This window comes from Azonexus sp. (assembly GCF_030824335.1).
In the GTDB taxonomy this organism is placed as follows: domain Bacteria; phylum Pseudomonadota; class Gammaproteobacteria; order Burkholderiales; family Rhodocyclaceae; genus Azonexus.
The window spans coordinates 131,583-157,009 of sequence record NZ_JAVBXX010000011.1; the positions used below are offsets into that span (position 1 = coordinate 131,583).

Here is a 25,427-nt window from a genome sequence, read left to right on the forward strand (position 1 = left end):
CCCCTTGAAATTACCCGCCTTTACCGGAAGTCTGCGTTTTCGCCTGTTGCTTGCCAGCCTGGCGATTGAAATTCTGATCGTCGTGTTGTTGCTCGGCAATAGCCTGCGCCTGATTGATCAACAGCTATCGGAACAGACGGAACGCCACCAATCTGCCATCCAGCGCGCCTACAAAGTGGCAATCGCCATTCCATTGGCCGATCGCGATTACGCCAGCCTGTACGACATCCTTGAAAGCTGGCAGGCACCGGGTGAAATCGAGTACCTGGTCCTCAGCGATATCCAGGGCAAGCGTCTGGCCAACATCGCCTGGCCGGATAGCGAACCCTTGCCAGCACCGGGCAAGGCTGCCGATGCCCCACTGCTGCACAGCAATTTCCCGATCGAGGTTTATGGTCAGCATTACGGCTACCTGCATTACGGCCTGTCGCTCAAGTTTCTCGAAACCGCCCGCCACGAATTGTTGATCCAGGGCATCCTGATTGCGCTGCTTGGCGTTTTTCTGACCGGGCTGGTGCTGTTTGCCATCGGCTACTGGCTGACCCGTCATCTGGCAACTCTGGCCAGCGCCAGTACGCGGATTGCCGCAGGCGATTACCAGGTCGCCTTGCCAACCGAAGAAGCTGGCGAAATCGGGCAATTGAGCCGGAATTTCGCACGCATGGCCAGCGCCATTGAATCGCGCATCGAAGAACTGGCCACCTTGCTGGCCGAACATCGGCGCAGTCAGGCCGAGCTCGAGACCTATCGACTGCACCTCGAAGAACTGGTGACATCGCGCACCGCCGAGCTCGAAATTGCCAAAGGAGCGGCCGAAACATCCAATCAGGCCAAGAGCATGTTCCTCGCCAACATGAGCCACGAAATCCGCACACCGCTCAATGCCATCCTCGGCCTGACTCACCTGCTGCGCAGCGAAGCAAGCGCCGCGCAGATCGAACGCCTGAGCAAGATCGATGCAGCTGGCCGGCATTTGCTCTCGGTGATCAACGATATTCTCGACATCTCCAAGATCGAGGCAGGCAAACTGCAACTCGAACACAGCGACTTTGCCCTGTCGTCTGTCCTTGACCATGTTCGTTCCTTGCTGGCCGACGCCGCCCAGAGCAAGGGACTGGAAATCCTGATCGATGACGATCACGTCCCGCTCTGGCTGAAGGGCGATGTCATGCGTCTGCGTCAGGGCCTGCTCAATCTGGCGGGAAATGCGCTCAAATTTACCGAACACGGCCACATCAGCCTGCACGCCAAACTACTTGAAGAATCCGGCGACGACCTGCTGGTCCGCTTCGAAGTGCTCGATACCGGCATCGGCATTGCACCGGAACGCCTCTCCGAACTATTCCGGGCCTTCAAGCAGGCCGATCCGTCAACCACGCGAAAATTCGGCGGCACTGGCCTTGGGCTGGTCATCACCCGTCGCCTGGCCGAACTGATGGGTGGCGATGTCGGGGCAGAAAGCCTGCCAGGCCAGGGCAGCACCTTCTGGTTCACAGCACGGCTGCAACGCGGTCACGGCATCCTGCCGCCCAGCGAACAGATCGTCCAGGATGCGAGTGAACAACTGCGCGCGCAACATGTGGGCGCCCGCTTGCTGCTGGCCGAAGACAATGCGATCAATCGCGAAGTGGCGCTCGAATTGCTGCACGGCGCCGGGCTGGCCGTGGATATCGCCGAAGATGGCGTCGAAGCACTGGAAAAAGCCCGCCTGCATAAATACGACCTGGTGCTGATGGACGTCCAGATGCCGAATCTGGATGGCCTTGCCGCAACCCGCGCCATCCGCAAACTCCACGGCTGGGCCGGGATCCCGATTCTGGCAATGACCGCCAATGCTTTCGCCGAAGACCGGCGGGCTTGCGCCGAGGCCGGCATGAACGATTTCGTTGCCAAGCCGGTCGAACCGGGACAGCTCTACGCCACACTGCTGCAATGGCTGTCCTCACGCCATGCAGCGACGCCTGAGCTGGCGCGTCCCGAAGCTGTCGCCGCACAACCGTACCGCACGCCCAGCAACGGTAACACCGACGATGCCTTGCGCCGCCGGCTTGAAGCCATTCCCGGCCTCGACGTAAACACCGGACTGATGATGGTGCGCGGCAAACTGAGCAGCTACGCGCGCATTCTCCGCCTGTTCGTTACCGAACATGGCGATGAAGTCTCCCGCCTGCGCAGCCTTTTTGCCGCCAACGACCTGTTGACCGCAGAACGCCTCGCCCATTCACTGAAAAGTGCCGCCGGCAACTTGGGGGCGACGGCGCTGGCACAGGTCGCCATCCGTCTCGACGCGCTGCTGAAACAACAGGATGCAGCAGCCGCCACTGTGGTGCTGGATGAACTGGCGCAGCTACTGCCCGAACTGACCAGCGCCCTTAAAGCGGCACTGGATGAAGGCGCCCCGACAAACAACGCCAACTGATGCTTTCTGACTCTTGCGCATGAAACGTTTTATTCCGCTCTTTCTGCTCGCCTTTTGTCCCTTGCTGGCGGCCGAGCCAACCTTGACCGTCGGCATTTTTGCCTTTCGCCCCAAACCGGTCATGGCGCAAAAATATGACGAGCTTGGCATCTACCTGAGCCAGGCCACCCCAGGTTACACCTTCAAGGTCGAATACCTGGATCAGCACGAAATTGAAAGCGCACTGGCTGCCAAACGTCTGGATTTCCTGTTCACCAATCCCTCCCATTTTGTTCGTCTGCGGCACGACAATCATTTGTCGGGCGCCATCGCCACGCTGCAAACGCTGGAAAACGGTTTGATCAGCGACTCGCTCGGCGGCGTCATCCTGGCGCCAATGAACAGCCCGATCAAGCAACTGAAAGACCTGAAGGGAAAGCGCATCGTCATCCCGGGGCCAAAATACCTGGGCGGCTACCAGGCCCAGGCTTACGAATTGCAGCAGGCGGGCATTCACCTCCCTGACGACGCCACCCTGATTGAAGCTGGGGCACACGACAAGGCATTCGAAACCCTGCTGGCCGGCAAGGCAGATGCTGCGTTTGTCCGCAGCGGCATGGTCGAAGCGCTGATTCACGAAGGTCGCTGGCAGGAAGACCGGCTGCAAATCATCAATCGGCAGAATCTCCCCTATTTTCCCTTTGCCAGCTCCACCCGGCTTTATCCGGAATGGGCCTTTGCCGCTCTCCCTTCGGTACCGGAAGACGTGGTCAAGCGCGTCAACCTGGCCTTGTTGACCATCAAACCCGACATGCCGGTTGCCCGCGCCGCCGGAATTTACGGTTTCACGATCCCGGCGGATTATCAAACCGTAGATCAACTGGCCCGCGCCCTGCGCCTGCCGCCCTATGAACAGGCGGATTTCCATCTATCCGATGTCTGGACGCGCTATCAATGGCCGATCACGTTACTTCTGATTGCGCTGTTCACCATCGGTCTGCTGTTTATTCGTCTCGCCAATGCGCGCAGCGCACTGGCCCGGCATCGCCAGCACCTGGAATCGCTGGTCGAAGAACGAACAACCGCCCTGTCCATCGCCAAGGAATCGGCCGAAGCAGCCAATCGGGCAAAAAGCACCTTCCTGGCGAACATGAGCCATGAACTGCGCACCCCGCTCAATGCCATCATCGGCATGACGGCAATGGCCTTGCGTCGCGCCGAAGATCGACAGCAGCACGAACAACTGGCCAAGGTCGAACAAGCATCAAAGCACTTGCTCGCCGTCATCAGCGACATCCTCGATATTTCCAAGATCGAAGCCGAACGCCTGACCCTGGAACAAACCGACTTTCAGCTAGCGGAGGTTTGTCGCAACCTGCGCGGCCTGATCGAACTGCGCGCCAGCGAAAAAGACCTGCAACTGAACTTCGAAATACCTGCCGGTTTGGCAGAGCAGGCGCTGATCGGCGATCCGCTGCGCCTGGGTCAGGTCTTGCTGAACCTGAGCAGCAACGCAATCAAATTCACCCGGCAAGGAGGCGTTACCTTGCGCGTACAGGCGATAGCGGATCAAACAGACGAGGTGCAGCTATGTTTTTCCGTCATCGACAGCGGCATCGGCATGCCTGCCGATGTCCTGAGCCGGCTGTTCAGGGCATTCGAACAAGCCGACAACTCGATGACCCGCCAATATGGCGGCACCGGCCTCGGGCTGGCAATCAGCCAACGCCTGGTCAGACTGATGGGTGGTGAAATCAGCGTCGAAAGCCAGCCAGGAAAAGGCAGCGTCTTCAGCTTCACGATTACGCTGGCCAAAAGTAATTTGACCCCGACCAGCACGTCGACCGCAGAAACGCATGATGCCGAACGACAATTGCAGCGCGACCACGCCGGTGCCCGCATCCTGCTGGTCGAGGATGAACCGATCAACCGGGAAATCACGCTGTGTCTGCTCGAAGACACCGGATTGGCAGTCGACATTGCCGAAGATGGCCAACAAGCGTTCGATCTCGCCCGTCAGAAGCGCTACGAATTGATCCTGATGGACATGCAGATGCCCAACATGAACGGCCTCGAAGCCACCCGGGCCATCCGCAACAATTCGCTGAACCGCAACACGCCCATTCTGGCCATGACCGCCAATGTCTTCGACGAAGACCGCAAAGCCTGCCTGGCCGTCGGCATGGACGATTTCCTGAGCAAACCGGTCAGCCCGGAACGCCTGTTCTCAAGCCTGTTGCAATGGTTGACCAAGGCCGCCGAACCGGCCGCCTGAACAAGACGCGCAGCGCGTACACAACTTGTCTATCCGGCACCGACGGATCGTGCCATGATGAAACTCGCTCCTTGTAAAAATCATTGGCTGGCAAGAAACGCCATGCGGCAAGCAAGGTCTCAAGCCATATCAAGATCAGGAGATAGAAAAATGCGTATTCCCCACAGAAAATCGATATTCGCGCTGTTACTCAGCCTCACGCTCGCCTGCGGGCCAGCCTTGGCCGACAAGCCGGACAAGGGCAATCATGGCAGGTCGGAAAACAATGCTCACAATTCACACGGAGGAGACGCGCGCGGTGCCGATGAACGCCAGCACGAACGCCGCGATGACAACCGGCAATACGACAAGCGCCACGATCGGCGCAACAGCCATGAATCCGGCCGCTTCAATGACCGGCAGCGCAACGACCTGCACGCCTATTACGCCGAGCGCTCACACTCGGGTCATTGCCCACCGGGGCTGGCCAAGAAAAACAACGGCTGCCAGCCGCCGGGCCAAGCCAAAAAATGGCGCAAGGGTTATGCCTTGCCCAGAGACGTACGCTACTACGACCTGCCACGCGACGTTCTCATCCACCTTGGGCCGCCGCCCAGCGGGCACAAATATGTGCGCGTCGCATCGGATATCCTGATGATCGCCATCGGCACCAGCATGGTGGTTGATGCCATCGATGACCTCGGTCGCTAATCGCTCACCCGATACGTGCTCGGCTGATGTAAAACCACGCTGACGTAATCTACGGTTTCCCGGCCAGCAGCCGGGACACCGTTTCCTTCAATTCGTCCAGTTCCTGTTCCAGCACGGCAACCCGGGCGCTCAACGCATCAATGAGCGGATGGGTAACGGGCTGACTGCCCCGCCCGCTCCCCGCATCAAGCACCGGCTGACCACCCAGCAGGTGGGTCCAGCGATTTTCCCGCGCTCCCGGCAGCCGTGGCAGTTCCTGCACCAGCCCGCCACTTTCGCGACTGGCCAGTTCTTCGAGAAAAGCCTCGACCGCTGAAATATCGGCGAATTTATGCAGCCGTTCGCAGTTCAGGCGCAATTCGCCAGCGGTCTGCGGTCCGCGCAGCATCAATACGGTGAGCAAGGCGCTGGCCTGCTTCGGCACACCCAGCACTTTCTCGAATTGATGCGCGAAACGCACCACCCGGCTGCCACTGACTTCACTGACCAGATCAAGCGCGATCAGTGTTTCCAGCGCCTGCAGGATTTCCGGTTCAGTGGCTTCGATCACCGGATTGCGACTGGTTTTCTGATTGCAACCGGCCGCCAGCGCATTGAGCGAGAGCGGGTAAGTATCGGGCACGGTTCGCTGCTTCTCGATCAAGGTACCGAGAACGCGTATTTCGAGCGGAGCAAGCACCAGGGAAGGCGAGGACAAGTTATCGGACATCGAACAATCTCTTAACGACAAAAAATCAAGAATAAACGGCCGGATATCCCGGTCAGCGGTTTTTCAGCCAGGCGCGATAAAGCATCAAGGCCACATGTGCGTCGTTGGCGGCGTAAAGCAACTGGCGCTCGCTCAAGCGGGGATGCGCCCAGTTGCTGGTGCCGGTCTTTTTCGACTTCTGGAAGCGTTGACCGAAGAAATGCGCCACCGCCACCTTCGCCCCCACCGTTCCCCGATGAGCCGGCCCACGCAGGGTTTCACCGAGATCGAGCAGGTTTTGCGGGGTGATGTCGAGCCGCGCCTTGAGCACGCTGCGGTCATTGCCCAGACCAAAACCGACCTTGAGTACCCCCGGCGCCTGAAGAATTTCCTTCAAGAGCGCATGCCCGGCAGCGTCTGCAACGGGAAACAGGTAGGCATGATCGTCGGTCGCCAGTTGCACCAGATGCGGCCCGGTCGACACCTCACCCTTGCGGAAAGTCGGCTTCGATTCGCTGTCAAAACCGATCGCATCGGCCGCCAGCAACGCCTGCGCGGCAAGGGCACGCTGCGCATCGGACTGCACCAAGGTGATCCGGTCGAGCCCCAGCCCCGGATAAAGCGGCAACTCGGCTGCCAGATCGTCGCGACTGACTTCGGCTTCGGCTCCTGTTTCGACTTCTGCCTCGCTCATGCCAAACGCTCGGCCAGCCAGGCACCGATGGCCTGAATTTCTTCCAGACAGACGGTGTGCGGCATCGGATATTCCTGCCAGCGCACGGCATAGCCCTCGCCCAGCAGGAAATCCCGCGCCTGTTTACCCAGGGCCGGCGCAACCACATCATCCAGACTGCCGTGGGCGGCAAAAATCGGAATCTGCCGGTTTTCCACGCTCAGTTCAGGCAACAGCAAGTCGGTAGACGGAATGTAGGTGGATAGCGCGATGACGCCGGCTAGGGCTTCCGGATGCGTCAGCGCCGTGCTGTAGGCCACCGCGCCGCCCTGTGAAAACCCGGCAAGAAAAATCCGCGCCGCCGGAATGCCGCGCGCGTTTTCCCGGGCGATCAACTGGCGAATCGCATCGCGCGAACGACTCAGCCCGGCCACATCAATTTGCCGCGCATGGGGCGCCAGCGAAATGATGTCGTACCAGGCCGGCATCACATAACCGCCATTGCAGGTCACCGGGATTTCCGGCGCATGCGGAAAAATGAAGCGCACACCGGGCGATTCCTCCAGACCGAGTTCCGGCACCACCGGAACAAAATCCGAACCGTCCGCCCCCAGGCCGTGCAACCAGATAACCGAATACGCCACCGGGCCGCCATGCTCCAGTTCGATTGCTTGCAAGCTCGTGCTCAAGACCATTTCCTTCAACAAAACATCGATACCTCCCTTTTAACCCAGGAGCCCCCCGCAAAGCCAGCGTCCGGTAAAATCCGAAAATGACCACGCAAACCGATCACCGCCATTCGCCACTCGGCAAAAGCACCGCTTACGCCAGTCAGTACGCCCCGGAACTGCTGTTTCCGATTGCCCGCCAGCTGAAGCGCGACGAGTTGGGCATCACGGCCGACTCCCTGCCCTTTGTCGGCGAAGACCTGTGGAATGCCTACGAATTGTCCTGGCTCAATGGGAAGGGCAAACCTGTCGTGGCCGTCGGCACATTGCGCGTGCCGGCCGACAGCCCGCGCCTGATCGAATCGAAGTCGCTGAAGCTCTATTTCAATTCGCTGAACCAGACAGCCTTCGCCAGCCAGGAAGAAGTCAGCGCCATCGTCTGCCGCGACCTGTCGGCAGCGGCTGGCGCGCCGGTTGTCGTGGAGATTACCCCACTGAACCAGCGCCCGCAGGCGGCAATCCGCTACCCCGAAGGTACGCTGCTCGACGAGCTGGATATCGCCTGCACCGATTACCAGCCAGCCCCCAGCCTGCTTTCTGCGGTCGACGCGCCGGAAATCGAAGAAACGCTGTATTCGCACCTGCTCAAGTCGAATTGCCTGGTCACCGGCCAGCCGGACTGGGCGATGGTGGTCATCCGCTATCGTGGCCGTCCGATCGAGCAGACCGGCCTGTTGCGCTACCTGGTGTCGTTCCGCGACCACAACGAATTCCACGAACAGTGCGTCGAGCGCATTTTCTGCGACATCCGCCGTCATTGCGCCCCAGCCGCGCTTGCCGTGCACGCCCGCTACACGCGGCGCGGCGGGCTGGACATCAACCCGTTCCGGCAGACCGGCGAATTCGACACGCCGGACAACACGCGGGAAATTCGCCAGTAATACCTGCCAGCAATCCCGGCCGAACAAAGCCGGGACGCTGATGCTGGCGCCTCGCTGCCCCAAGCAGACACAAGGCAATGCACCAGAATCTCTCCAAAAATGCGGTCGACCGCACCAGGAGACCGCATTTCCCGTCTTCTGCTGAAAACACTAAGCAATTGATTTCATTCAGCTGATGCAGCTTGCATCGGCCGGCATGATTTTCGCTAAATTCTCCTGCCCCCCTAACAGCAGGGCGCTGCACCCATAAGGAGAAATTGCACAATGAACAAGCAGATGGAAATGGCTCAATTATTGGCCCGCTTCAAATTACAGGCGAAGCGCACACTCGGCGAATCGGTCGATCTGGAACGACTGACCCGCGACCCCGCTTATGCCAGGCAACGATTGAATGAAATTGAGGATCTTGCCGACGACGAAGACCTGCTGATCATGGTGTTGCGCTTGCGCGATTACCTTTTGCCGGTGGTCCCGGAACAGGCAGCAAACAATCCGCCGATCAGTGAAGTCGCCACATCGAGGCAGGTTGGCGAAATGCGCAATTACCTGAAGGGGGCCAGAAGCTGGTAGAAAGCTGGCCGGGGCGTTCGGGGGGTGAATCTAGCCGGGTATAATGCCCCCCTTCCCCAAGCATGACCCGAAACCCCATGGCCAAAAAATCGATTTTCCCCCTTGTTGCCTTGTTGACCGCAATATTCATTGCCGGCTGCGGCGAGGTCGAGGACACGCGTCCCGGCCAGCCGGTCAAGACCCGGCAAACCGCCTTCAAGGAGATCATCAAGACCTTTGAGCCGATGGGTGTGATGCTGCGGCAGGACCGCTACGATGCGGACAAATTCCTCAGCATGGCGAATGACCTGATCGCCCGACGCGATGCCCCGTGGACGCATTTCGGGCCGGATACCAACTATCCGCCGACCAAGGCCACCGCACTGCTGTGGCAGGAAACCGAACGTTTCGAGCGCGAACGCGTGGCCTTTTTTGCCGCCACCGACGCCTTGCTGGCTGCCGCACAAAAGAAGGAAAAATCTGCGGTCGACACGGCCTACAAGGCCGTTTACGAAACCTGCCAGAACTGCCATAAACCGTTCAAGGCACGCTGACCCACCATGCTGCGCATCAACGAACTCAAGCTGCCGCTAGCCCATGCCGCCGACGCCCTGCGTCCGGCCATCTGCCAGCGTCTGGGCATCGCCGACGGCGATCTGCTGAACTTCACGATTTTCAAACGCAGCTACGACGCGCGCAAGAAATCCGCCATTCTGCTGATCTACGCCATCGATGCCGAGGTACGCGACGAAGCTGCCGTACTGGCACGCCTGAGCGAAGACCGCCACATCGGGCCGACACCGGACATGGCCTACAAGTTCGTCGCGCAGGCACCGGCCGTGCTGCCCTGCCGGCCAGTCGTCATCGGCACTGGCCCCTGTGGCCTGCTGGCCGGACTGCTGCTCGCCCAGATGGGCTTCAAGCCGATCATTTTGGAGCGCGGCAAGGCCGTGCGCGAACGGACCAAAGACACCTGGGGCCTGTGGCGCAAGAACACGCTGGACCCGGAATCGAACGTCCAGTTCGGCGAAGGCGGCGCCGGCACCTTTTCCGACGGCAAGCTGTACAGCCAGATCAAGGACCCGCAATTCCACGGCCGCAAGGTGCTGGAAGAATTCGTCAAGGCCGGCGCACCGGAGGAAATCCTCTACGTCAGCAAGCCGCATATCGGCACCTTCCGGCTGGTCAAGATGGTCGAAAACATGCGCGCCACGATCACCGGGCTGGGCGGTGAAATTCGCTTCGGCAGCAAGGTCGACCGCGTCATTATCGATAACCATCAAGTACGTGGCGTCGAACTGGCCGGCGGCGAACAGGTCGCCACCGAACACGTCGTGCTGGCCATCGGCCACAGCGCCCGCGACACCTTCCAGATGCTTTACGACGCCGGCGTCTATGTCGAAGCCAAGCCCTTCGCCATCGGTTTCCGCATCGAACACCCGCAGACACTGATCGACCACGCCCGCTTCGGCCCGAATGCCGGCAACGAAATTCTCGGTGCCGCCGATTACAAGCTGGTGCATCACTGCGCCAACGGCCGCGCCGCCTACAGCTTCTGCATGTGCCCTGGCGGCCAGGTGGTGGCCGCAACCTCGGAACCGGGCCGCGTGGTGACCAATGGCATGAGCCAGTATTCACGCGCCGAACGCAACGCGAACTCGGCGCTGGTGGTCAATATCGAACCGGCCGACTTCCCCGGCGACTACCGGACCAATCCGCTGGCCGGCATCGATTTCCAGCGCCAATGGGAGTCAGCAGCCTTCGTCGCCGGCGGCGGCACTTACGCCGCTCCCGCCCAACGGGTCGGCGATTTTCTCGCCGGCAAGCCGTCGACCGCACTCGGCAGTGTCGATCCCTCGTACCAGCCCGGCGTGCACATGACCGATTTGTCGACCTGCGTACCGCCTTACGTGATCGATGCGCTGCGTGAAGCCATTCCAGCTTTCGACCGGCAGATCAAGGGTTTCGCCATGGCCGACGCAGTGCTGACCGGCGTCGAGACACGTACCTCTTCGCCGATCCGCATCAAGCGCGGCGCCGATTTCCAGAGCATCAACACACGCGGCCTTTACCCGGCCGGCGAAGGCGCCGGTTACGCTGGCGGCATTCTGTCGGCGGGTGTCGATGGCATCAAGGTAGCGGAAGCGCTGGCGCGGGCGATGACAACCTGATCAGGCGGGCGGCTTACCCTGTTCGCCTGCCGAGGCTGGCGGCAGCCATTTGGCCAGGGTAGCGAACAACAAGGCCGGATTGACCGGCTTGGCAATATGATCATTCATGCCGGCAGCAAGACAACGCTGCCTGTCCTCTTCAAAGGCATTTGCCGTCATGGCCAGGATTGGCGTTTGCCGGTTCAGCGACTGCACCCTGATTGCCTGCGTTGCATCGATACCATTCATGTTGGGCATTTGCATGTCCATCAGGATCAAGTCATAACGCGTCGCCCCAGCCAACGCCAGAGCGGCCAGCCCGTCTTCCGCCAAGTCCACACTGAGGCCGATCTCGGCCAGCATGTCCCGCGTAACCTCCTGACTGATCGGTTCATCTTCGACCAGCAAGACCCTGCTTCCCCGGTACTTTCCGGATAATGTGCTCGCCAGCAAATCAGATGCAGCGGCTTGCTGATGCAGTTGGTCGGTATCCCGTTGCGACCGGTTGAGCAAGACGGAAAACCAGAAAGTACTGCCTTGCCCTGGTTCGCTATCGACACCGATTTCGCCACCCATCATCAAGGCCAGGCGTTTGCTGATGGCCAAACCCAGACCGGTTCCGCCGTATTTCCGGGTCATCGATCCATCGGCCTGCTCGAAGGCCGCGAACAAGCGGCTTTTTGCTTCCTCGCTGATTCCGATACCGGTGTCCTGAATATCGAAGCGTAACAAGTCCGCCGCAGGCCCCGCCTCGATCCGGCACACCCGGAGCGTAATGGCACCCTGTTCGGTGAACTTGATCGCATTGCCGGTCAGATTGAGCAGGATTTGCCCCAAACGAAACGCGTCGCCGACAAAAGATTCCTTGAGCAAGTCAGGCGCCGCAACAATGTTCAGCGCCAGTCCCTTTTCCATGACCTTGCCGCTAACCAGAACATGCAGGTTTTCCAGAACCTCACCCAGCTTGAATTCTCGCTTCTCCAGCACCAGGTGATTGGCCTCGATCTTGGCGATATCGAGTATGTCATTGATGATCACCAGCAAATGCTCACTGGCAGCCTGCGCCTTGCCCAGTTGATCCAGCCCCTTGGGATCGCTCATCCGCCGACGCGCCAGGGTAATCATGCCCATGATGCCGTGCATCGGCGTGCGCAATTCATGGCTCATGTTGGCGAGAAATGAACTCTTGGCCAGGTTGGCTGCTTCTGCCGCCTCCTTGGCCTGGCGCAACGCAAGCGTCTGCTCCACAACGTGCCGCTGCTCGCACATCAACTGATACTGCTGCAACAACATGCCGGTCACGATCAGGGCCGTGGAAAACAGATAAATCACCAGCATCAACTGCCCTTGCGCGGTATTGGCAATATCGAATGGCCCTAGATTCTGCGCGGCATGACCGACGATCAGACAAACCACCAGCGCCAGCGCCAGATGAGTCCCCAGCCGATCCCCCAGAAAAACCATGTACAGCAATGCCGGGATCACCAGAAAGATGAGCCCGGGCATCCCGGAAAAAGCCAGGTAAATCAAGGCAAAGACGACCAGCATCATGAGCAGCCACGAACCAAACGCTGCCCGCAAGCGGGAACAATCCGTCTTGCAGGCTTCGACGAGCGGGAAAAGGATCAAGATACCGAGACTGTCGGCCAGCAACAACATGCCGATGAATGCACTTGCCGCCGACCAGGGAATATAAGCCCCGACGGCCAGATTGGCAGCCAGTATGGCGGCCGAAACGAGTGTCGGCAGGACGCATACCAGCGGGATGAAAAGCAGAAGGTCCAGCGGCCGGGACAAGCCTGCGGGCAGATGCCGGCGCATCATGAATGCAGCCAGCCAGGCGGCAAAGGTATCGGCCAGCGCAGCAATCAGGGTGTGCAGAAGGTGCATACCGACCGAGGGCAAGGACATGCCGGGGAAATTGGCGACAAAACTGGCCAGCAGGATCAGGGGGACCGCCCTTCCCCCACCGTACAGGCACATCACGAAACCGATGCCGGATGGCAGCCAGAGCAGCGTGATATTGCTTGGCTGCAAGGAAAACAACGCCATTCCCAGTTTTGCCGTCAGGAAATAAGCGAGCGCACCAAGGATCAACCAGGCAAACCGTGGCAGAGATTGAACTTGCTTGAAAGGACTGGCGGGATTCATCGTTGAAATTCTAAATGAGCCGGGATGGCGGTGGATTGTCCGGCAAAAGCGCTACAGAAAATAAATCCCCATGTCCCGAGAAACCGGGCGGGCGGCGGCTGCACGCCGGACACCTAGGCAAACTGCCCGGCCACCCAGCCGGAAGACCAGGCCCATTGAAAATTGTAGCCACCGAGCCAACCGGTGACATCGACCACTTCACCAATAAAGAACAGACTCGGTAAATCCCGGGCTGCCATGGTCTTGGACGACAATGCTGCGGTCGACACACCGCCCAGGGTAATTTCCGCCTTGGCAAAACCCAGGGTACCGGCCGGCATCAGCGGCCAGGCATTCAGTTTGCCGGCCAGTTGTTCGAGATCGCGCCGGCCAAGTTCGCCGATCGGCCGATTGACCGCCTTGTCGCCGCCATACAGCGCACACCATTCATGGGCGAAACGCCGGGGCAAATGTTCGGCCAGCAAGTTGGGCAAATGCACGCGCCCCTGCCGATGCTGCTCCAGCCAGGCCCCGGCATCGATACCGGGCAGCAAATCGATCTCGACCGGCTGCTTTTTCCCACTGCCGTACTCCTGCATCTGCCAGTAACTGGAGATTTGCAGGATGGCTGGGCCGGACAGGCCACGATGGGTGATCAGCACGTTTTCACGGAAGGCCGCTTGATCAAAGCGGGCGCTGGCGTCGAGTGTGGCGCCGGCCATCGGCTTCAACGGCTCCAGCAGTTCCGGTGCCAGCGCCAGCGGTACCAGTGCCGGTCGTGGCGGCACGACCGGGATGGCAAATTGCTCAGCCAGCCGATAACCAAAAGGACTAGCACCAATTTTCGGAATCGCCAGCCCCCCCGTGGCAACGACCAGCGATTGACTGCGAAAACTCCCCTGGTCGGTACTCAAGCGCCAAGGCAGCGCAACATCGCCCGGCAGGCATTCGACCTGTGCCACACGGCACGGCATGGCCCAGCGCACGCCGGCGTCCTCACAGGCATCGCGCAGCATGGCGATGATGTCCTCGGCCGAGTCGTTGCAGAACAATTGGCCGTGTTCGCGCTCATGGTATGGAATGCGGCGCTTGTCCAGCATGGCGATGAAATCGTGCTGGGTGAAGCGGGCCAAGGCCGAACGACAGAAATGCGGATTCTGCGACAGGTAATTCTCGGCGCTGACCGTGCGGTTGGTGAAGTTGCAACGTCCGCCACCGGAAATCCGGATACGCTCACCGAGCTTTTCTGCATGATCGACCAGCAGCACACACCGGCCACGCAAACCGGCCTGGGCGGCACACATCATGCCGGCAGCACCGGCACCAATGATGATCACGTCAAATTGCATGGCACTCCGCTTCGCTGGGCATCAGGCGGCGGATTCTAACATCGCCCCTTATGCACCTGACGGTGCTTGACGGCGCAGGCCTCCGGCGCCACTCTTGGGTTACGACAAACCATATGGTGCCTTATGGATGGAATCAACCTCGGCGGCTTGCTCGGCGGTGTCGGGCTTTTCCTGCTCGGCATGACGATGATGACCGACGGCCTGAAACTTGCCGTCGGCCCCTCGCTGTCGAGGCTGCTGCACACGTGGACGGCAACGCGGCTGCGCGGCCTGCTGTTCGGCATCTTTGCCACGGCACTAGTGCAGTCGTCGAGCGCCGTCACCGTGGCCGCCATCGGCTTCGTCAATGCCGGCCTGCTGCCACTCGGCCAGTCGCTGTGGATATTTTTCGGCTCCAACGTGGGCACGACCTTCACCGGCTGGCTGGTTGCCGTCATCGGCTTCAAGCTCAAGCTCGAAGCCGCAGCACTACCCTTGATCGGTATCGGCATCATGCTGCGCCTGTCCGGCCCGGAAACCCGGCGCGGCGCGATTGGCGGTGCGATCGGCGGCTTCGGCGTGCTCTTTCTCGGCATCGGCTTTCTCCAGCAGGCCTTTGCCGGCGGCGGCAGCGCGCTTGACCTGAGCGTACTCTCCGGTCACGGTATCTGGTCGATCCTGGCCTTTGTCCTCGCCGGTACGGTGCTGACAGTGCTGATGCAGGCTTCTGCGGCCGCCCTCGCCATCGTGCTGACGCTGGCCGAAGCTGGCGTACTGCCCCTGACTGAGGCCGCGGCGGCAGTCATTGGTGCCAATATCGGCACAACGACTACCGCACTGCTCGCCTCGATCGGCGCCACCCCGAACGCCCACCGGGCGGCACTGGCGCACGTGATGTTCAATCTGCTGACCGGTGTCGTCGCCCTGCTCAGCCTGCCGTTGTTGCTCCAGCTGATCGCCATGCTGCGCGACTGGCTGGAACTGGGCGCCCAGCCGGCGGTCAGCCTGGCCTTGTTCCATACCGTCTTCAACCTGCTTGGCGTGGCATTGATGTGGCCGCTGACGGATCGTCTTGCCCGTTTTCTCCAGGGCCGTTTCCGCACCCAGGAAGAGGAAATCGGCCAGCCGCGCTATATCGACCGCAATGTCGGCTCGGTGCCCGCTCTTGCGGTCGACGCGCTGCATCGTGAAATTTCCCGCCTGGGCAACATCGTGCTCGATACCGTACGCCGGCGCGCCACGCCCGATGGCGATGGCCCATCAGCCTGGCCGAAAGTCGATCCCTTCCCGCCGCTGGCACGGGCCATCGTCGATTTCGTCACCGAAGTGAATCGGCACCCGATGCCACAGGACACCGCGCGCAATCTTGCCTCGCTGCTGCGCGTTCATCGCTATTACGATACCTGCCACGAACTGAGTGCCGAACTCGGCAGGATTCATACCGCCCTGCCGACCATCGCTGACGCGGCGCTGGTCGACGCATCCCGGACGCTGGCACGCCAAGCTGTAGGCCTGCTTGAGCAACTGGACCCACTACTAGCGGATTTCCAGCTACCCGACGCCGAACGGCTTGCCGACTTCGAGCTGAACTATCACGCGCTCAAGGCCAGACTGCTCGAGGCCGGTGCCGCCGGGACAATCAATATTGACTGCATGGATGAAGTAATGAGCGGTTTCAGCGCATTGCGCCGCTTGGTCGAACAGGCGCACAAGGCGGCGGCGATACTGGAAACACTCAGCCCAGTCCCGCTGGGAACGCCCGTCTCCAGCGAGGAAACGGGCGAAGAAGGGCAAGAGGCGTTAAGCGTGGATTGAGCCGGCCTCAAGCTGCCTCGCTCATTGGAATCAGGAAGTCCTTGCTGATCCCGTCGCCGAGCAGGTAGATGCGATCCATGAAGTCGGTCAGCCAAGTATGCAAACCAACTTTCAGGATATCCTCGATCCGCCCATAACGCAGTTGCGAGTAAAGCAGTCCGGCCTGGCGCATGGTTTCGTCCGAATGGCTATTGGCCACCAACTCCAGGTTCTTGACCACACCGGACAGACAGAAACGCAGCGAACGCGGCATGTCGCTATGCAGGATCAGCAACTCGGCAACTCGCTCCGGCGTAATGACATCGCGGTACACCTTGCGATAAACCTCGAAACCCGAAACCGAACGAAGCAAGGCGCCCCACTGGTAGAAATCGGTCGCGCCCTCATCGCCGTGCGGACGCAACACATGGTATTTGACATCGAGGATGCGTGCGGTATTGTCTGCCCGCTCGAGCAAGGTGCCCAGACGAATGAAATGGAAGGCCTCGTCCTGCAGCAAGGTACCGATGGTCGTACCGCGCGATAGCGAAGAACGTACCTTGACCCACTCGAAAAAGTCGCCGACACCGGCATTCATGATCTGCTCGAAGCTCTTTTCACGTGCCTCCAGCCAGGTCGAATTCAAGGTTTCCCACATTTCCGTAGTCAAGGTGCCACGCACGGCATGCGCATTCTCCCGTGCCAGGCGCAGGCAACTATGGATCGAAGCATAATTGTCGTGGTCACTGACCATGAAACGCAGCACATTTTCCCCGTTGACCGCAGAATACTTGGCGGCATAAGCCTCTTCCAGGCTGTTCAGGGCGATGATTGCAGCCCAACTCTGGTTGGCGGCTTCCTCGGATTGCGGCACGAGAGAAGTTTGCCACGTCACATCGAGCAGACGGGCAAGGTTTTCGGCGCGCTCGATATAGCGCGACATCCAGAACAGGTGATCGGCAGTACGGCTCAGCATGGCTTAATCCTCCAGAACCCAGGTATCTTTGGTACCGCCGCCCTGCGACGAATTGACGACCAGCGAACCCTTGGTCAGGGCAACGCGGGTCAGGCCGCCCGGCACCATGTTCACGCACTTGCCCGAGGACAGTACGAAGGGCCGCAGATCGAGGTGGCGCGGCGCAATCCCCTCTTCAACGAAGGTCGGGCAATTGGACAAGGCGAGCGTCGGCTGGGCGATATAGCCATCCGGCTTGGCAATCAGCAACTGGCGAAAATGTTCGATCTGTTCCTTCGTTGATGCCGGGCCGACCAGCATGCCGTAGCCGCCGGCGCCATGCACCTCCTTGACCACCAGTTCGGCCAGATGATCGAGCACGTAGGCCAGATCGTCTTTCTTGCGGCACATGTAGGTCGGCACATTGTTCAGCGTCGGCTCTTCGCCGAGATAGAAACGGATCATGTCCGGCACGTAGGGGTAGATCGACTTGTCGTCAGCCACACCGGTCCCGATCGCATTCGACAAGGTGACATTACCGGCCTGATAGGCTTTCAGGATGCCCGGTACCCCCAGTGCCGAGTCGGCACGGAATACGAGCGGGTCCATGAAGTCGTCGTCAATCCGGCGATAGATCACATCAACGCGCTGCGGCCCCTGCGTCGTGCGCATGTAAACCGTATCGTTCTTGACGAAGAGGTCGCGTCCCTCGACCAGCTCGACGCCCATTTGCTGGGCCAGGAAGCTATGTTCGAAATAGGCGCTGTTGTAAGCCCCCGGCGTCAGCACAACCACGGTCGGATCGGCGATGCCCTGAGGCGCCACGGCGCGCAGTTTTTCCAGCAGCATGTCCGGGTAATGCTGCACCGGAGCCACCTTGTGCTTGGCAAACAATTCGGGGAAGAGGCGCATCATCATCTTGCGGTCTTCGAGCATGTACGAGACACCCGATGGCACCCGCAGGTTGTCTTCCAATACGTAGAACTCGCCCTCGCCAGCCCGAACAATATCCACGCCGGCAATGTGCGCGTAAATCCCGCCTGGCACATCGATCCCCTGCATCACAGGACGATACTGGGCATTGTTCAGGACTTGTTCAGCCGGAATTTTTCCCGCCTTGAGAATTTCCTGATCGTGGTAGATGTCCCAAAGGAACATGTTGAGCGCCGTGACCCGTTGCCGCATGCCGCTTTGCAGCGCTTTCCATTCTTTCGACGGAATGATGCGCGGGATGACATCGAAGGGAATCAAGCGCTCTTTTCCGGCTTCTTCACCGTAGACCGCAAAAGTAATGCCGACACGGTGAAATGCCAGATCGGCCTCCGCCCGCTTGCGTTCGATACGTTCTGCCGGCGTTGCCGCCAGCCATGTCTCGTAACCCTTGTAGTGCTCCCTGACCCCGCCGTTGGCGTCGTACATCTCGTTATAGAAGTTCATTTTGGACTCGTCACTGAGGATGCTCTCGGATGAAATTCAGCAGATTCCGTGCCACACAACAAATACACGTTGAATCAGTGAATTAGCAAAACATACCTATAACCACTGCCCCATTGTGGTGCCAAATGAACTCATGCTGGTGCAAACATTAGGAATTTGTGAACATTCGACGCCAAGCATGCAGCATGCTCGGGCTTGCCAAATACCGGCAGGAGTTGCCAGGAAGACTAAAGAGGCAATTCAACAGCGCTCACCCCCATCGTTTTTACAGCTTTTTTACACCTGATTTCATAGTATCGGCGGCGCGTGATATCGGGGGAAAAAATGAAATCCAGTTCAAAGGCCATGTTGCCGGGAATTACCGTTGCCGCGATTGGCGTGGTATTTGGCGACATCGGCACCAGTCCGTTGTATGCCCTGAAGGAAATATTCAACGGCCATCATCCCATCCCGGTCACCCCGGAAAACATCCTGGGCATTCTGTCCATGGTGTTCTGGTCCATCGTGGCCCTGGTTTCCATCAAGTACGTCGCCATCATCATGCGCGCCGACAACCGTGGCGAAGGAGGGTCACTGGCCTTGCTGGCACTGATCACGGAACGGGCAAAGAACCCGGTACTCGCGCGCATCATTACGCTGCTGGCCATTTTTGCTGCCGCCCTGTTTTACGGGGACAGCATGATCACACCGGCCATCTCGGTACTCTCGGCGGTCGAAGGTATCGAACTGATCGCCCCCGGACTGAAACACTACGTGATCCCGATTACCCTGGTCATCATCACCATCCTGTTTGCCATCCAGAAGCGTGGCACCGGCACAGTCGGCATGTTTTTCGGCCCGATCATGATCACCTGGTTCGGTATTCTTGGCGTGTTGGGCGTGCTTGAAATCATTCACAACCCCAGCGTCTTGATGGCTTTGCTGCCTAGCTATGCCTTCCATTTCATCCAGACGCACCCGGCACTGGCATTTCTCGCACTCGGCTCCGTGGTTTTGGCAGTCACCGGCGGCGAAGCGCTGTATACCGACATGGGCCATTTTGGCCGTTTCCCGATTCGTCTCGCCTGGTTCGGTTTCGTCATGCCCGCACTGGTCCTGAACTACTTCGGCCAAGGCGCACTTTTGCTGGCCGAGCCGGATGCCATTGCCAACCCATTCTTCCATCTGGCACCTGACTGGGCCCTGATTCCAATGGTTATCCTGGCCACGGCAGCCACGGTCATTGCGTCGCAAGCGGTGATTTCCGGCGCATTTTCCGTGGCTCGCCAATCGATCCAGATGGGGTTGTTGCCGCGCATGCAGATCATCCACACATCCGGCCAGGAGCAAGGACAAATTTACGTTCCTTTTACCAACTGGACGCTCTATCTGGCGGTCGTCGCATTGGTCATCGGTTTCAAGAGTTCATCCAACCTGGCGGCTGCCTATGGCATTGCGGTGACCGGCACGATGCTGATCGACACCATCCTGATCGCCTTTGTCATGGTCTTGATGTGGCGCTGGAACAAACTCCTCGTCGCCCTGATCACCGGGTTGATGCTAAGCGTCGATATCGCCTTCTTCTCGGCCAATGCCATCAAGATTCCGGATGGCGGCTGGTTCCCCATCGCCATGGGCATCATCTCCTTCGTTGTTCTGACGACATGGCGACGCGGTCGCAGTCTTGTCTCGCAGGAAATGGCCAAACAGAGCATCCCGATGGACGCTTTCCTCGATTCGCTGGGCGACGTGCACCGAGTCCAAGGTACGGCTGTATTCATGAGCAGTTCCAAGGATGGCGTACCAGCGGCCCTGCTCCACAATCTGAAACACAATCAGGTGCTACATGAGCGGGTCATTTTATTGACCATCCAGACCACCGATACACCGCACGTTAACGACTTCGAGCGTATTTTTCTGCATAAAATGGACCACGGTTTCAAGCGCTTGATTGTGCGCTATGGCTTCATGGAGAGTCCGGACGTGCCGGGCGCACTCGAACAATGCAAACGCTTCGGTGAACGATTCGACCTCATGGAAACCACTTTTTATCTGTCGCGCGAAACCATCGTTCCCGCACTGGCCAAAAAATTCTCCCTGCCACGCGCCCGATTGTTTGCCGTTATGTCGAAGAACGCCACCAATGCCAGCGAGTTTTTCCAGATACCCACCAATCGCGTGGTCGAACTTGGCACGCAACTGGTCATTTAAGTCCATGCAGGAATTACCACAGACATAAAAAAACCGCCGGTACACACCGGCGGTTTTTTGGCGAAGCGCGAATCGATCAGGCGCGTTCGAAGATCACGGCAATACCCTGACCGCCACCGATACACATGGTGACCAGCGCGTACTTGCCGCCGATGCGTTCCAGTTCGTACAAGGCCTTGGTGGCGATGAAGGCACCGGAGCAACCAACCGGGTGACCGAGGGCAATGGCGCCGCCGTTCGGATTGGTCTTGGCCGGATCCAGGCCGAGCACCTTGGAAACGGAGAGTGCCTGGGCAGCAAAGGCTTCGTTCGACTCGATGACATCCATCTGGTCCAGCGTCAGGCCAGCCTTCTTCAGGGCCAGCTTGGTGGCCGGGATCGGGCCTTCGCCCATGATGTCGTTCGGCACACCGGCAACGGCGTAACCGGCGATACGGGCGCGGGCCTTGTAACCAGCCTTGGCAGCGACGTCGGCCGCGGCCAGCACGAAGAAGGCAGCGCCGTCGTTGATGCCGGAAGCGTTACCGGCGGTGACGGTACCGTCTTTCTTGAAAGCCGGCTTCATCTTGGCCAGGGATTCCAGCGTGGTGCCGGCCTTGACGTATTCGTCGGTATCGAAAACCACTTCGCCCTTGCGGGTCTGCTTGACGATCGGCATGATCTGCGACTTGAAGTGACCGGCAGCAATGGCAGCGGCAGCACGACGTTGCGATTCAACGGCAAACTCATCTTGGGCTTCGCGGGTAATGCCGTGCTTGGTTGCCAGGTTTTCTGCCGTGATACCCATGTGGCCAACGCCAAACGGGTCGGTCAGCACGGCAACCATCGAGTCGATGGCCTTGGTGTCACCCATGCGTGCACCGGAACGCAGCGCCGGCATCAGGTAGGCAGCCTTGGACATGACTTCAACACCACCACCGATACCGTAGTCGGCATCGCTCAGCATGATGTTCTGGGCGGTGGTCACAATACCTTGCAGACCGGAAGCGCACAGACGGGAAACCTGCATGGCAACGGATTCCATCGGCAGGCCAGCCTGGATGGAGGCAACGCGCGACGCGTAGGCATAACGGGAATCGGTCGGCATCGTCGTGCCGACGGTGACGTAGTTGATTTGCTGGGGATCGACACCGGAGCGGGCCACAGCTTCCTTCATCACGATACCGGCGAGTTCGCTGGTTTCAAAATCGGCCAGGGAACCACCAAAAGAACCAATCGGGGAACGAACTGCGCTCAGAACGACAACATCTCTGCTCATATAGAACTCCTCGTAAAAATTTCTCTAGCCCGCCAGACTGGCAAGCCCCAACAAAAAGAGCAACAACATCCACAACACCGTCGCGCGCCAGACGAGCCCGACGGCACTCTGCATGAAATCAACATCGGCCGGATCACCCAGCCCAAGTTCGGCACGGTCGGAAACTTCCACCTCATCCACGACCGAGCCACCCAGTTGAACCCCCAGCGCACCAGCGCCGCTAGCCAGAACAATACCCAGATCACGGTCCGGCCACATGGCCGGTTGCGTCCGCCAGCAATGCACGGCATCCTCGAAATCGCCAACAACGGCAAAGGCTGCAGCTGTCGTGCGTAAAGGCAACCAGTCGATAATACCGAAAACCCGACGGGCAAATAAGGAAAATTCATTATGCTCCGCCGAGATGTCGGACGTCCATTGATCACGGACGATGAGTGCCAGTCGATAGAGCAGCGCGCCGCACGGGCCGGGCAGCAGCACAAACCAGAGCAATACAGCAAAAACATGGCGATGCGATGCACCGAGCGCGCCCTCAATCGACAAGCGCGCCACTTCCTGCACACTCATGTCATGTGTCGCACGTCCCTGCCATTCGGCAAGCAACTGACGCGCTCGATCAAGATCGCCCAAGCGCAAGGCCAACTGAATCTCGGTGTAATGATGACTGAACTGGCGAAACCCCATGGTCAGATAAAGCACAGCCACATTGAGCGTCCAGCCAAGCAAGGGATTCAGCCAGTACAACGCCAGATAAACCAGGCCAAGCAGCAGCACCGGCAAAGCGACTGCCACGCACCAAGCAGCCACACCGTGATGGCGGGCACCGGCATTGAAGCGTGCTTCGACGAAGGCCGCCCAGGCTCCCAGCGGTTCCGCGACGATACGACGATAATCCAGCGGCTTGAATTGCTCGAGCAGAAAAACGGCAATCAGCGAGAAAAGACTCATGAAGGTAAAAACAGCGTTCGCGGCGTGTTGTCTTGGTTTAGAACGTCAACATACCACAAGCCTTTCGGTCAACGAACGGATCATGCCGGCGGTTGCCCCCCAGATGAAATAGTCGCCGTAAGGCATGGCAAAGTAATGCCGCAAGGCACCGCGCAAATGAACGGAATGCCTTTGATGATTCGATTCGTCAAGCAAGAAGGCCAGCGGCACTTCGAAAACCTCGGCGACCTCGAAGGGATCGGGCTTCAGTTCAAATGGTGGGGAAACCACAGCCACCACGGGAATCACCCGAAAACCCGTACCGGTACGGTATTCAGGCAGATAACCCAGAACCTGCACGTGCTGACGTGCCAGACCGATTTCTTCTTCGGTCTCCCGCAATGCGGTATCGAGCGGCGAATTGTCATCAGGCTCAACCCGGCCGCCAGGAAAGCTGACCTGCCCCGCGTGATCGCGCAAATGGGCCGTCCGCTGGGTAAGCAAAACCGTGTATCCGTTGTCGCGTCGAACAATCGGAAAGAGAACGGCAGCTGCGGTCAGCTTGCCTGCTTCCGACTGCGCGCCATCCTCGATCACTGCCTCGCCATTCGGCGGACTTGCCAGCAAACAGCGCTGCAAGCGCTCGAGATCAATGCTCATGCCGCCGCCGAATTCTCCTCGATTTCAGCGTGGACCGCAGAAAGTGCATCTTGCAGGGTTTCCTCGGACAAACTGTTGATCGTCGTCGCCACCATATCGGCCGCTTCGATCGCCCCTACCGGCAAATGCTTGCTGTCCAGCGAAGCAATCAGGGCGGCACTGGCACCGACAACACGCAACAGGAACTGCCGCTCTTGCATCAACATTTCCAACTCATCGCTCAAGAGCGCAATTTCCTCGTCCCGGTGTGGCATCTTCTCTCTCCTAAAAACGTTTTTTCAGCGTCATGGTGTTGCCATCACGCTGCATTTCCATACGATTCAAAAAACTCATGCCAAGCAGGGCAACCGGCATATCCGACTGATGAATCAGGGCGTCAACTTGATGCAGGGTAACACCGCCAATGCGGACATTGTCGAGTTGCACCTTGCTGACCATAACCTGGCCATTGGCAGTCTGGGACATCCCCTTCTGACCGCGATTGAAATCCAGCCCCATGCGCCGTGCATCACTCGCACCCAGTGAAATCATGCTGGCACCGGTATCGACGAGAAAACGCAGCGAAACGCCATTGATCGTCCCGGTGGTAAAAAAATGCCCACGCGAATCTGCGTTCAACACCATCTGCTCAGCACCTCCGGTCGAGGTACCCACCGCGTGCTGGCCGACACGCAGCGGACGCTTGCGCCCACCCAGTTCGATGATTACCTGATTATCCTGCACTGCCAGCACCTTGACCCCATCCACCGTCGCCCCCAAGGGCACCGAACGTGGCGGCGCGCCATTGATGATCAACAAGGCCTTGTTGCCCATGATGCCTGCCAGCCCGACCTCCTGAGCATTAAGCGGCAGCGATAGCAAAAAACACAGACCGAGCAGCGTAAAATCAGCGGCTGTTTTCCCCAGCCGAGTCGAAGCCATGAAACCTGTTGCCATTTTTCGCCACTCCCCCACAGAAGGTCCGGGCTATTTTGCCATATTCCTTGAGCAGCAAGGGATTCCATGGACGCTGATCGCCATCGACGAAGGCCAGGCAGTGCCCGCGACAGCAGAAAATTACTCCGGCTTGTGCTTCATGGGCGGGCCGATGAGCGTCAACGATCCATTGCCCTGGATATCCCCGGTTTGCGCGCTGATCCGCGATGCCGTTGCGCGCAATATTCCGGTCATTGGTCATTGTCTGGGCGGCCAATTGATCAGCAAGGCGCTCGGCGGTCAGGTCACGAAGAATCCGGTCAAGGAAATCGGTTGGGGAAGCGCCGAGTCTGGCGATGATGCCCTGGCACGTCACTGGCTGGGCGATATGGCCAGTGCTGCGAGTACCATTTTCCAGTGGCACGGCGAAACCTTCAGCCTGCCCCCCGGCGCCAGCCGCCTGTTTGCCAACGCTTACTGCGCCAACCAGATGTACGTCCTCGGCCCGCACCTCGGCATGCAGTGCCATGTCGAAATGACCCCGGAGATGATCGCCACCTGGTGCGAGCAATGGGCCGATGAAGCCATCGCCGTTGCCGACCAGCCCAGCGTACAAACCCCGGAAGAAATGCTGGCACAAATCAGCGAGCGTTTGCCGGTCATGCGGCAACTATCGGAACAGCTCTATTCGGTGTGGATCGGCGGCCTGCAGCGCTGAACCGTGAGAGAAAGCAAAAAGGCAGCCGCGGCTGCCTTTTTGTCGTTTTATCAGGACCATAGAAACAACGGCTGGCCCCAGGA

General features: G+C 59.3%; 22 protein-coding genes. 10 read left to right on the forward strand and 12 right to left on the reverse strand.

Features of this window, described 5'->3' with window-relative positions; translation table 11 throughout:
• The first annotated feature begins 4 nt into the window (after positions 1-4).
• The 3 genes from RCI20_RS08100 to RCI20_RS08110 all read left to right on the forward strand — a co-directional run bounded on the left by RCI20_RS08100 (position 5) and on the right by RCI20_RS08110 (position 5,363).
• A complete protein-coding gene (locus RCI20_RS08100; RefSeq protein WP_306604240.1) occupies positions 5-2,419 on the forward strand; it encodes a response regulator in 2,415 nt (804 codons plus the stop codon).
• A 19-nt stretch (positions 2,420-2,438) separates the two neighbouring features.
• Positions 2,439-4,673 carry a PhnD/SsuA/transferrin family substrate-binding protein gene (locus RCI20_RS08105; protein ID WP_306604242.1) on the forward strand — a complete coding sequence of 745 codons (2,235 nt, stop codon included), beginning with the start codon at positions 2,439-2,441 and terminating at the stop codon, positions 4,671-4,673.
• A 150-nt stretch (positions 4,674-4,823) separates the two neighbouring features.
• Positions 4,824-5,363, forward strand: a complete 540-nt coding sequence (locus RCI20_RS08110) for a hypothetical protein (protein WP_306604244.1) — start codon at positions 4,824-4,826, stop codon at positions 5,361-5,363.
• A gap of 49 nt (positions 5,364-5,412) precedes the next feature.
• Here the strand turns inward: RCI20_RS08110 and RCI20_RS08115 are convergent, their stop codons facing one another.
• From RCI20_RS08115 to RCI20_RS08125, 3 genes are read right to left on the reverse strand one after another with little or no spacing between them, the layout of a single operon-like run.
• Entirely contained in the window at positions 5,413-6,072 is a 660-nt protein-coding gene (locus tag RCI20_RS08115; protein WP_306604246.1) for a YceH family protein, read from the reverse strand.
• Between the two features lie 52 nt (positions 6,073-6,124).
• On the reverse strand, positions 6,125-6,745 hold the full coding sequence (locus tag RCI20_RS08120; RefSeq protein ID WP_306604248.1) for a 3'-5' exonuclease: 621 nt from the start codon (positions 6,743-6,745) through the stop codon (positions 6,125-6,127).
• Complete coding sequence (locus RCI20_RS08125) at positions 6,742-7,413, reverse strand: alpha/beta hydrolase (RefSeq protein ID WP_373691496.1); 672 nt, start codon at positions 7,411-7,413, stop codon at positions 6,742-6,744. Before RCI20_RS08125 ends, RCI20_RS08120 begins: the two co-directional genes overlap by 4 nt.
• An 83-nt stretch (positions 7,414-7,496) precedes the next feature.
• Here RCI20_RS08125 and queF point away from each other — a divergent pair, with 83 nt between their 5' ends.
• The 4 genes from queF (at position 7,497) to RCI20_RS08145 (ending at position 11,053) form a co-directional block, all read left to right on the forward strand.
• Positions 7,497-8,333: an NADPH-dependent 7-cyano-7-deazaguanine reductase QueF gene (gene queF, locus RCI20_RS08130; RefSeq protein WP_306604252.1), complete on the forward strand. Its 837-nt coding sequence runs from the start codon at positions 7,497-7,499 to the stop codon at positions 8,331-8,333.
• A gap of 264 nt (positions 8,334-8,597) precedes the next feature.
• Positions 8,598-8,903 (forward strand): hypothetical protein, encoded by a 306-nt coding sequence (locus RCI20_RS08135; protein ID WP_306604254.1) that lies wholly within the window; start codon positions 8,598-8,600, stop codon positions 8,901-8,903.
• 77 nt (positions 8,904-8,980) lie between these two features.
• Positions 8,981-9,436: a cytochrome c gene (locus RCI20_RS08140; protein ID WP_306604256.1), complete on the forward strand. Its 456-nt coding sequence runs from the start codon at positions 8,981-8,983 to the stop codon at positions 9,434-9,436.
• Between the two features lie 6 nt (positions 9,437-9,442).
• Positions 9,443-11,053: an NAD(P)/FAD-dependent oxidoreductase gene (locus RCI20_RS08145; RefSeq protein WP_306604258.1), complete on the forward strand. Its 1,611-nt coding sequence runs from the start codon at positions 9,443-9,445 to the stop codon at positions 11,051-11,053.
• Here RCI20_RS08145 and RCI20_RS08150 read toward each other — a convergent pair whose 3' ends face one another.
• Together RCI20_RS08150 and RCI20_RS08155 are read right to left on the reverse strand one after the other, a co-directional pair.
• Positions 11,054-13,183 (reverse strand): response regulator, encoded by a 2,130-nt coding sequence (locus RCI20_RS08150; RefSeq protein ID WP_306604260.1) that lies wholly within the window; start codon positions 13,181-13,183, stop codon positions 11,054-11,056.
• Positions 13,184-13,296: 113 nt separating this feature from the next.
• Complete coding sequence (locus RCI20_RS08155; RefSeq protein ID WP_306604262.1) at positions 13,297-14,511, reverse strand: NAD(P)/FAD-dependent oxidoreductase; 1,215 nt, start codon at positions 14,509-14,511, stop codon at positions 13,297-13,299.
• 123 nt (positions 14,512-14,634) lie between these two features.
• Here RCI20_RS08155 and RCI20_RS08160 point away from each other — a divergent pair, with 123 nt between their 5' ends.
• A complete protein-coding gene (locus RCI20_RS08160; RefSeq protein ID WP_306604263.1) occupies positions 14,635-16,305 on the forward strand; it encodes a Na/Pi cotransporter family protein in 1,671 nt (556 codons plus the stop codon).
• 7 nt (positions 16,306-16,312) lie between these two features.
• Here RCI20_RS08160 and RCI20_RS08165 read toward each other — a convergent pair whose 3' ends face one another.
• Positions 16,313-17,260 carry an alpha-E domain-containing protein gene (locus RCI20_RS08165; protein WP_306604264.1) on the reverse strand — a complete coding sequence of 316 codons (948 nt, stop codon included), beginning with the start codon at positions 17,258-17,260 and terminating at the stop codon, positions 16,313-16,315.
• Positions 17,261-17,263: 3 nt separating this feature from the next.
• Positions 17,264-18,676 (reverse strand): circularly permuted type 2 ATP-grasp protein, encoded by a 1,413-nt coding sequence (locus tag RCI20_RS08170; protein ID WP_306604266.1) that lies wholly within the window; start codon positions 18,674-18,676, stop codon positions 17,264-17,266.
• A gap of 324 nt (positions 18,677-19,000) precedes the next feature.
• Between RCI20_RS08170 and RCI20_RS08175 the strand changes: the two genes are divergently transcribed.
• Positions 19,001-20,866, forward strand: coding sequence for a potassium transporter Kup (locus RCI20_RS08175; protein WP_306604268.1), 1,866 nt, complete (start codon positions 19,001-19,003; stop codon positions 20,864-20,866).
• A gap of 76 nt (positions 20,867-20,942) precedes the next feature.
• Here RCI20_RS08175 and RCI20_RS08180 read toward each other — a convergent pair whose 3' ends face one another.
• Genes RCI20_RS08180 through RCI20_RS08200 form a run of 5 tightly spaced genes read right to left on the reverse strand, consistent with a single transcriptional unit; the run spans position 20,943 to position 24,632 of the window.
• The gene (locus RCI20_RS08180; RefSeq protein ID WP_306604270.1) at positions 20,943-22,124 is read right to left on the reverse strand and encodes an acetyl-CoA C-acyltransferase family protein; all 1,182 of its coding nucleotides are present in this window, start codon (positions 22,122-22,124) and stop codon (positions 20,943-20,945) included.
• A gap of 24 nt (positions 22,125-22,148) precedes the next feature.
• Positions 22,149-23,072 (reverse strand): CobD/CbiB family protein, encoded by a 924-nt coding sequence (locus tag RCI20_RS08185; protein ID WP_306604272.1) that lies wholly within the window; start codon positions 23,070-23,072, stop codon positions 22,149-22,151.
• Positions 23,073-23,117: 45 nt separating this feature from the next.
• Complete coding sequence (locus RCI20_RS08190; RefSeq protein ID WP_306604273.1) at positions 23,118-23,711, reverse strand: CoA pyrophosphatase; 594 nt, start codon at positions 23,709-23,711, stop codon at positions 23,118-23,120.
• Entirely contained in the window at positions 23,708-23,965 is a 258-nt protein-coding gene (locus RCI20_RS08195; protein WP_306604275.1) for a hypothetical protein, read from the reverse strand. The genes RCI20_RS08190 and RCI20_RS08195 overlap by 4 nt, the downstream gene beginning before the upstream one ends.
• A 10-nt stretch (positions 23,966-23,975) precedes the next feature.
• Positions 23,976-24,632 (reverse strand): TIGR02281 family clan AA aspartic protease, encoded by a 657-nt coding sequence (locus RCI20_RS08200; protein WP_306604277.1) that lies wholly within the window; start codon positions 24,630-24,632, stop codon positions 23,976-23,978.
• Here RCI20_RS08200 and RCI20_RS08205 point away from each other — a divergent pair.
• The gene (locus RCI20_RS08205) at positions 24,631-25,344 is read left to right on the forward strand and encodes a type 1 glutamine amidotransferase (RefSeq protein ID WP_306604279.1); all 714 of its coding nucleotides are present in this window, start codon (positions 24,631-24,633) and stop codon (positions 25,342-25,344) included. The genes RCI20_RS08200 and RCI20_RS08205 overlap by 2 nt on opposite strands.
• Positions 25,345-25,427: the final 83 nt, after the last annotated feature.

Excerpts from the sequence above, each read along its gene's own strand:
- RCI20_RS08165 (WP_306604264.1), bottom strand. The coding sequence starts at position 17,260 with ATGCTGAGCCGTACTGCCGATCACCTGTTCTGGATGTCGCGCTATATC.
- RCI20_RS08110 (WP_306604244.1), top strand. The coding sequence starts at position 4,824 with ATGCGTATTCCCCACAGAAAATCGATATTCGCGCTGTTACTCAGCCTC.
- RCI20_RS08170 (WP_306604266.1), bottom strand. The coding sequence starts at position 18,676 with ATGAACTTCTATAACGAGATGTACGACGCCAACGGCGGGGTCAGGGAG.
- RCI20_RS08195 (WP_306604275.1), bottom strand. The coding sequence starts at position 23,965 with ATGCCACACCGGGACGAGGAAATTGCGCTCTTGAGCGATGAGTTGGAA.
- queF (WP_306604252.1), top strand. The coding sequence starts at position 7,497 with ATGACCACGCAAACCGATCACCGCCATTCGCCACTCGGCAAAAGCACC.
- RCI20_RS08140 (WP_306604256.1), top strand. The coding sequence starts at position 8,981 with ATGGCCAAAAAATCGATTTTCCCCCTTGTTGCCTTGTTGACCGCAATA.
- RCI20_RS08190 (WP_306604273.1), bottom strand. The coding sequence starts at position 23,711 with ATGAGCATTGATCTCGAGCGCTTGCAGCGCTGTTTGCTGGCAAGTCCG.
- RCI20_RS08115 (WP_306604246.1), bottom strand. The coding sequence starts at position 6,072 with ATGTCCGATAACTTGTCCTCGCCTTCCCTGGTGCTTGCTCCGCTCGAA.
- RCI20_RS08120 (WP_306604248.1), bottom strand. The coding sequence starts at position 6,745 with ATGAGCGAGGCAGAAGTCGAAACAGGAGCCGAAGCCGAAGTCAGTCGC.
- RCI20_RS08205 (WP_306604279.1), top strand. The coding sequence starts at position 24,631 with ATGAAACCTGTTGCCATTTTTCGCCACTCCCCCACAGAAGGTCCGGGC.
- RCI20_RS08135 (WP_306604254.1), top strand. The coding sequence starts at position 8,598 with ATGAACAAGCAGATGGAAATGGCTCAATTATTGGCCCGCTTCAAATTA.
- RCI20_RS08105 (WP_306604242.1), top strand. The coding sequence starts at position 2,439 with ATGAAACGTTTTATTCCGCTCTTTCTGCTCGCCTTTTGTCCCTTGCTG.
- RCI20_RS08155 (WP_306604262.1), bottom strand. The coding sequence starts at position 14,511 with ATGCAATTTGACGTGATCATCATTGGTGCCGGTGCTGCCGGCATGATG.
- RCI20_RS08160 (WP_306604263.1), top strand. The coding sequence starts at position 14,635 with ATGGATGGAATCAACCTCGGCGGCTTGCTCGGCGGTGTCGGGCTTTTC.
- RCI20_RS08175 (WP_306604268.1), top strand. The coding sequence starts at position 19,001 with ATGAAATCCAGTTCAAAGGCCATGTTGCCGGGAATTACCGTTGCCGCG.
- RCI20_RS08185 (WP_306604272.1), bottom strand. The coding sequence starts at position 23,072 with ATGAGTCTTTTCTCGCTGATTGCCGTTTTTCTGCTCGAGCAATTCAAG.
- RCI20_RS08200 (WP_306604277.1), bottom strand. The coding sequence starts at position 24,632 with ATGGCTTCGACTCGGCTGGGGAAAACAGCCGCTGATTTTACGCTGCTC.
- RCI20_RS08180 (WP_306604270.1), bottom strand. The coding sequence starts at position 22,124 with ATGAGCAGAGATGTTGTCGTTCTGAGCGCAGTTCGTTCCCCGATTGGT.
- RCI20_RS08145 (WP_306604258.1), top strand. The coding sequence starts at position 9,443 with ATGCTGCGCATCAACGAACTCAAGCTGCCGCTAGCCCATGCCGCCGAC.
- RCI20_RS08150 (WP_306604260.1), bottom strand. The coding sequence starts at position 13,183 with ATGAATCCCGCCAGTCCTTTCAAGCAAGTTCAATCTCTGCCACGGTTT.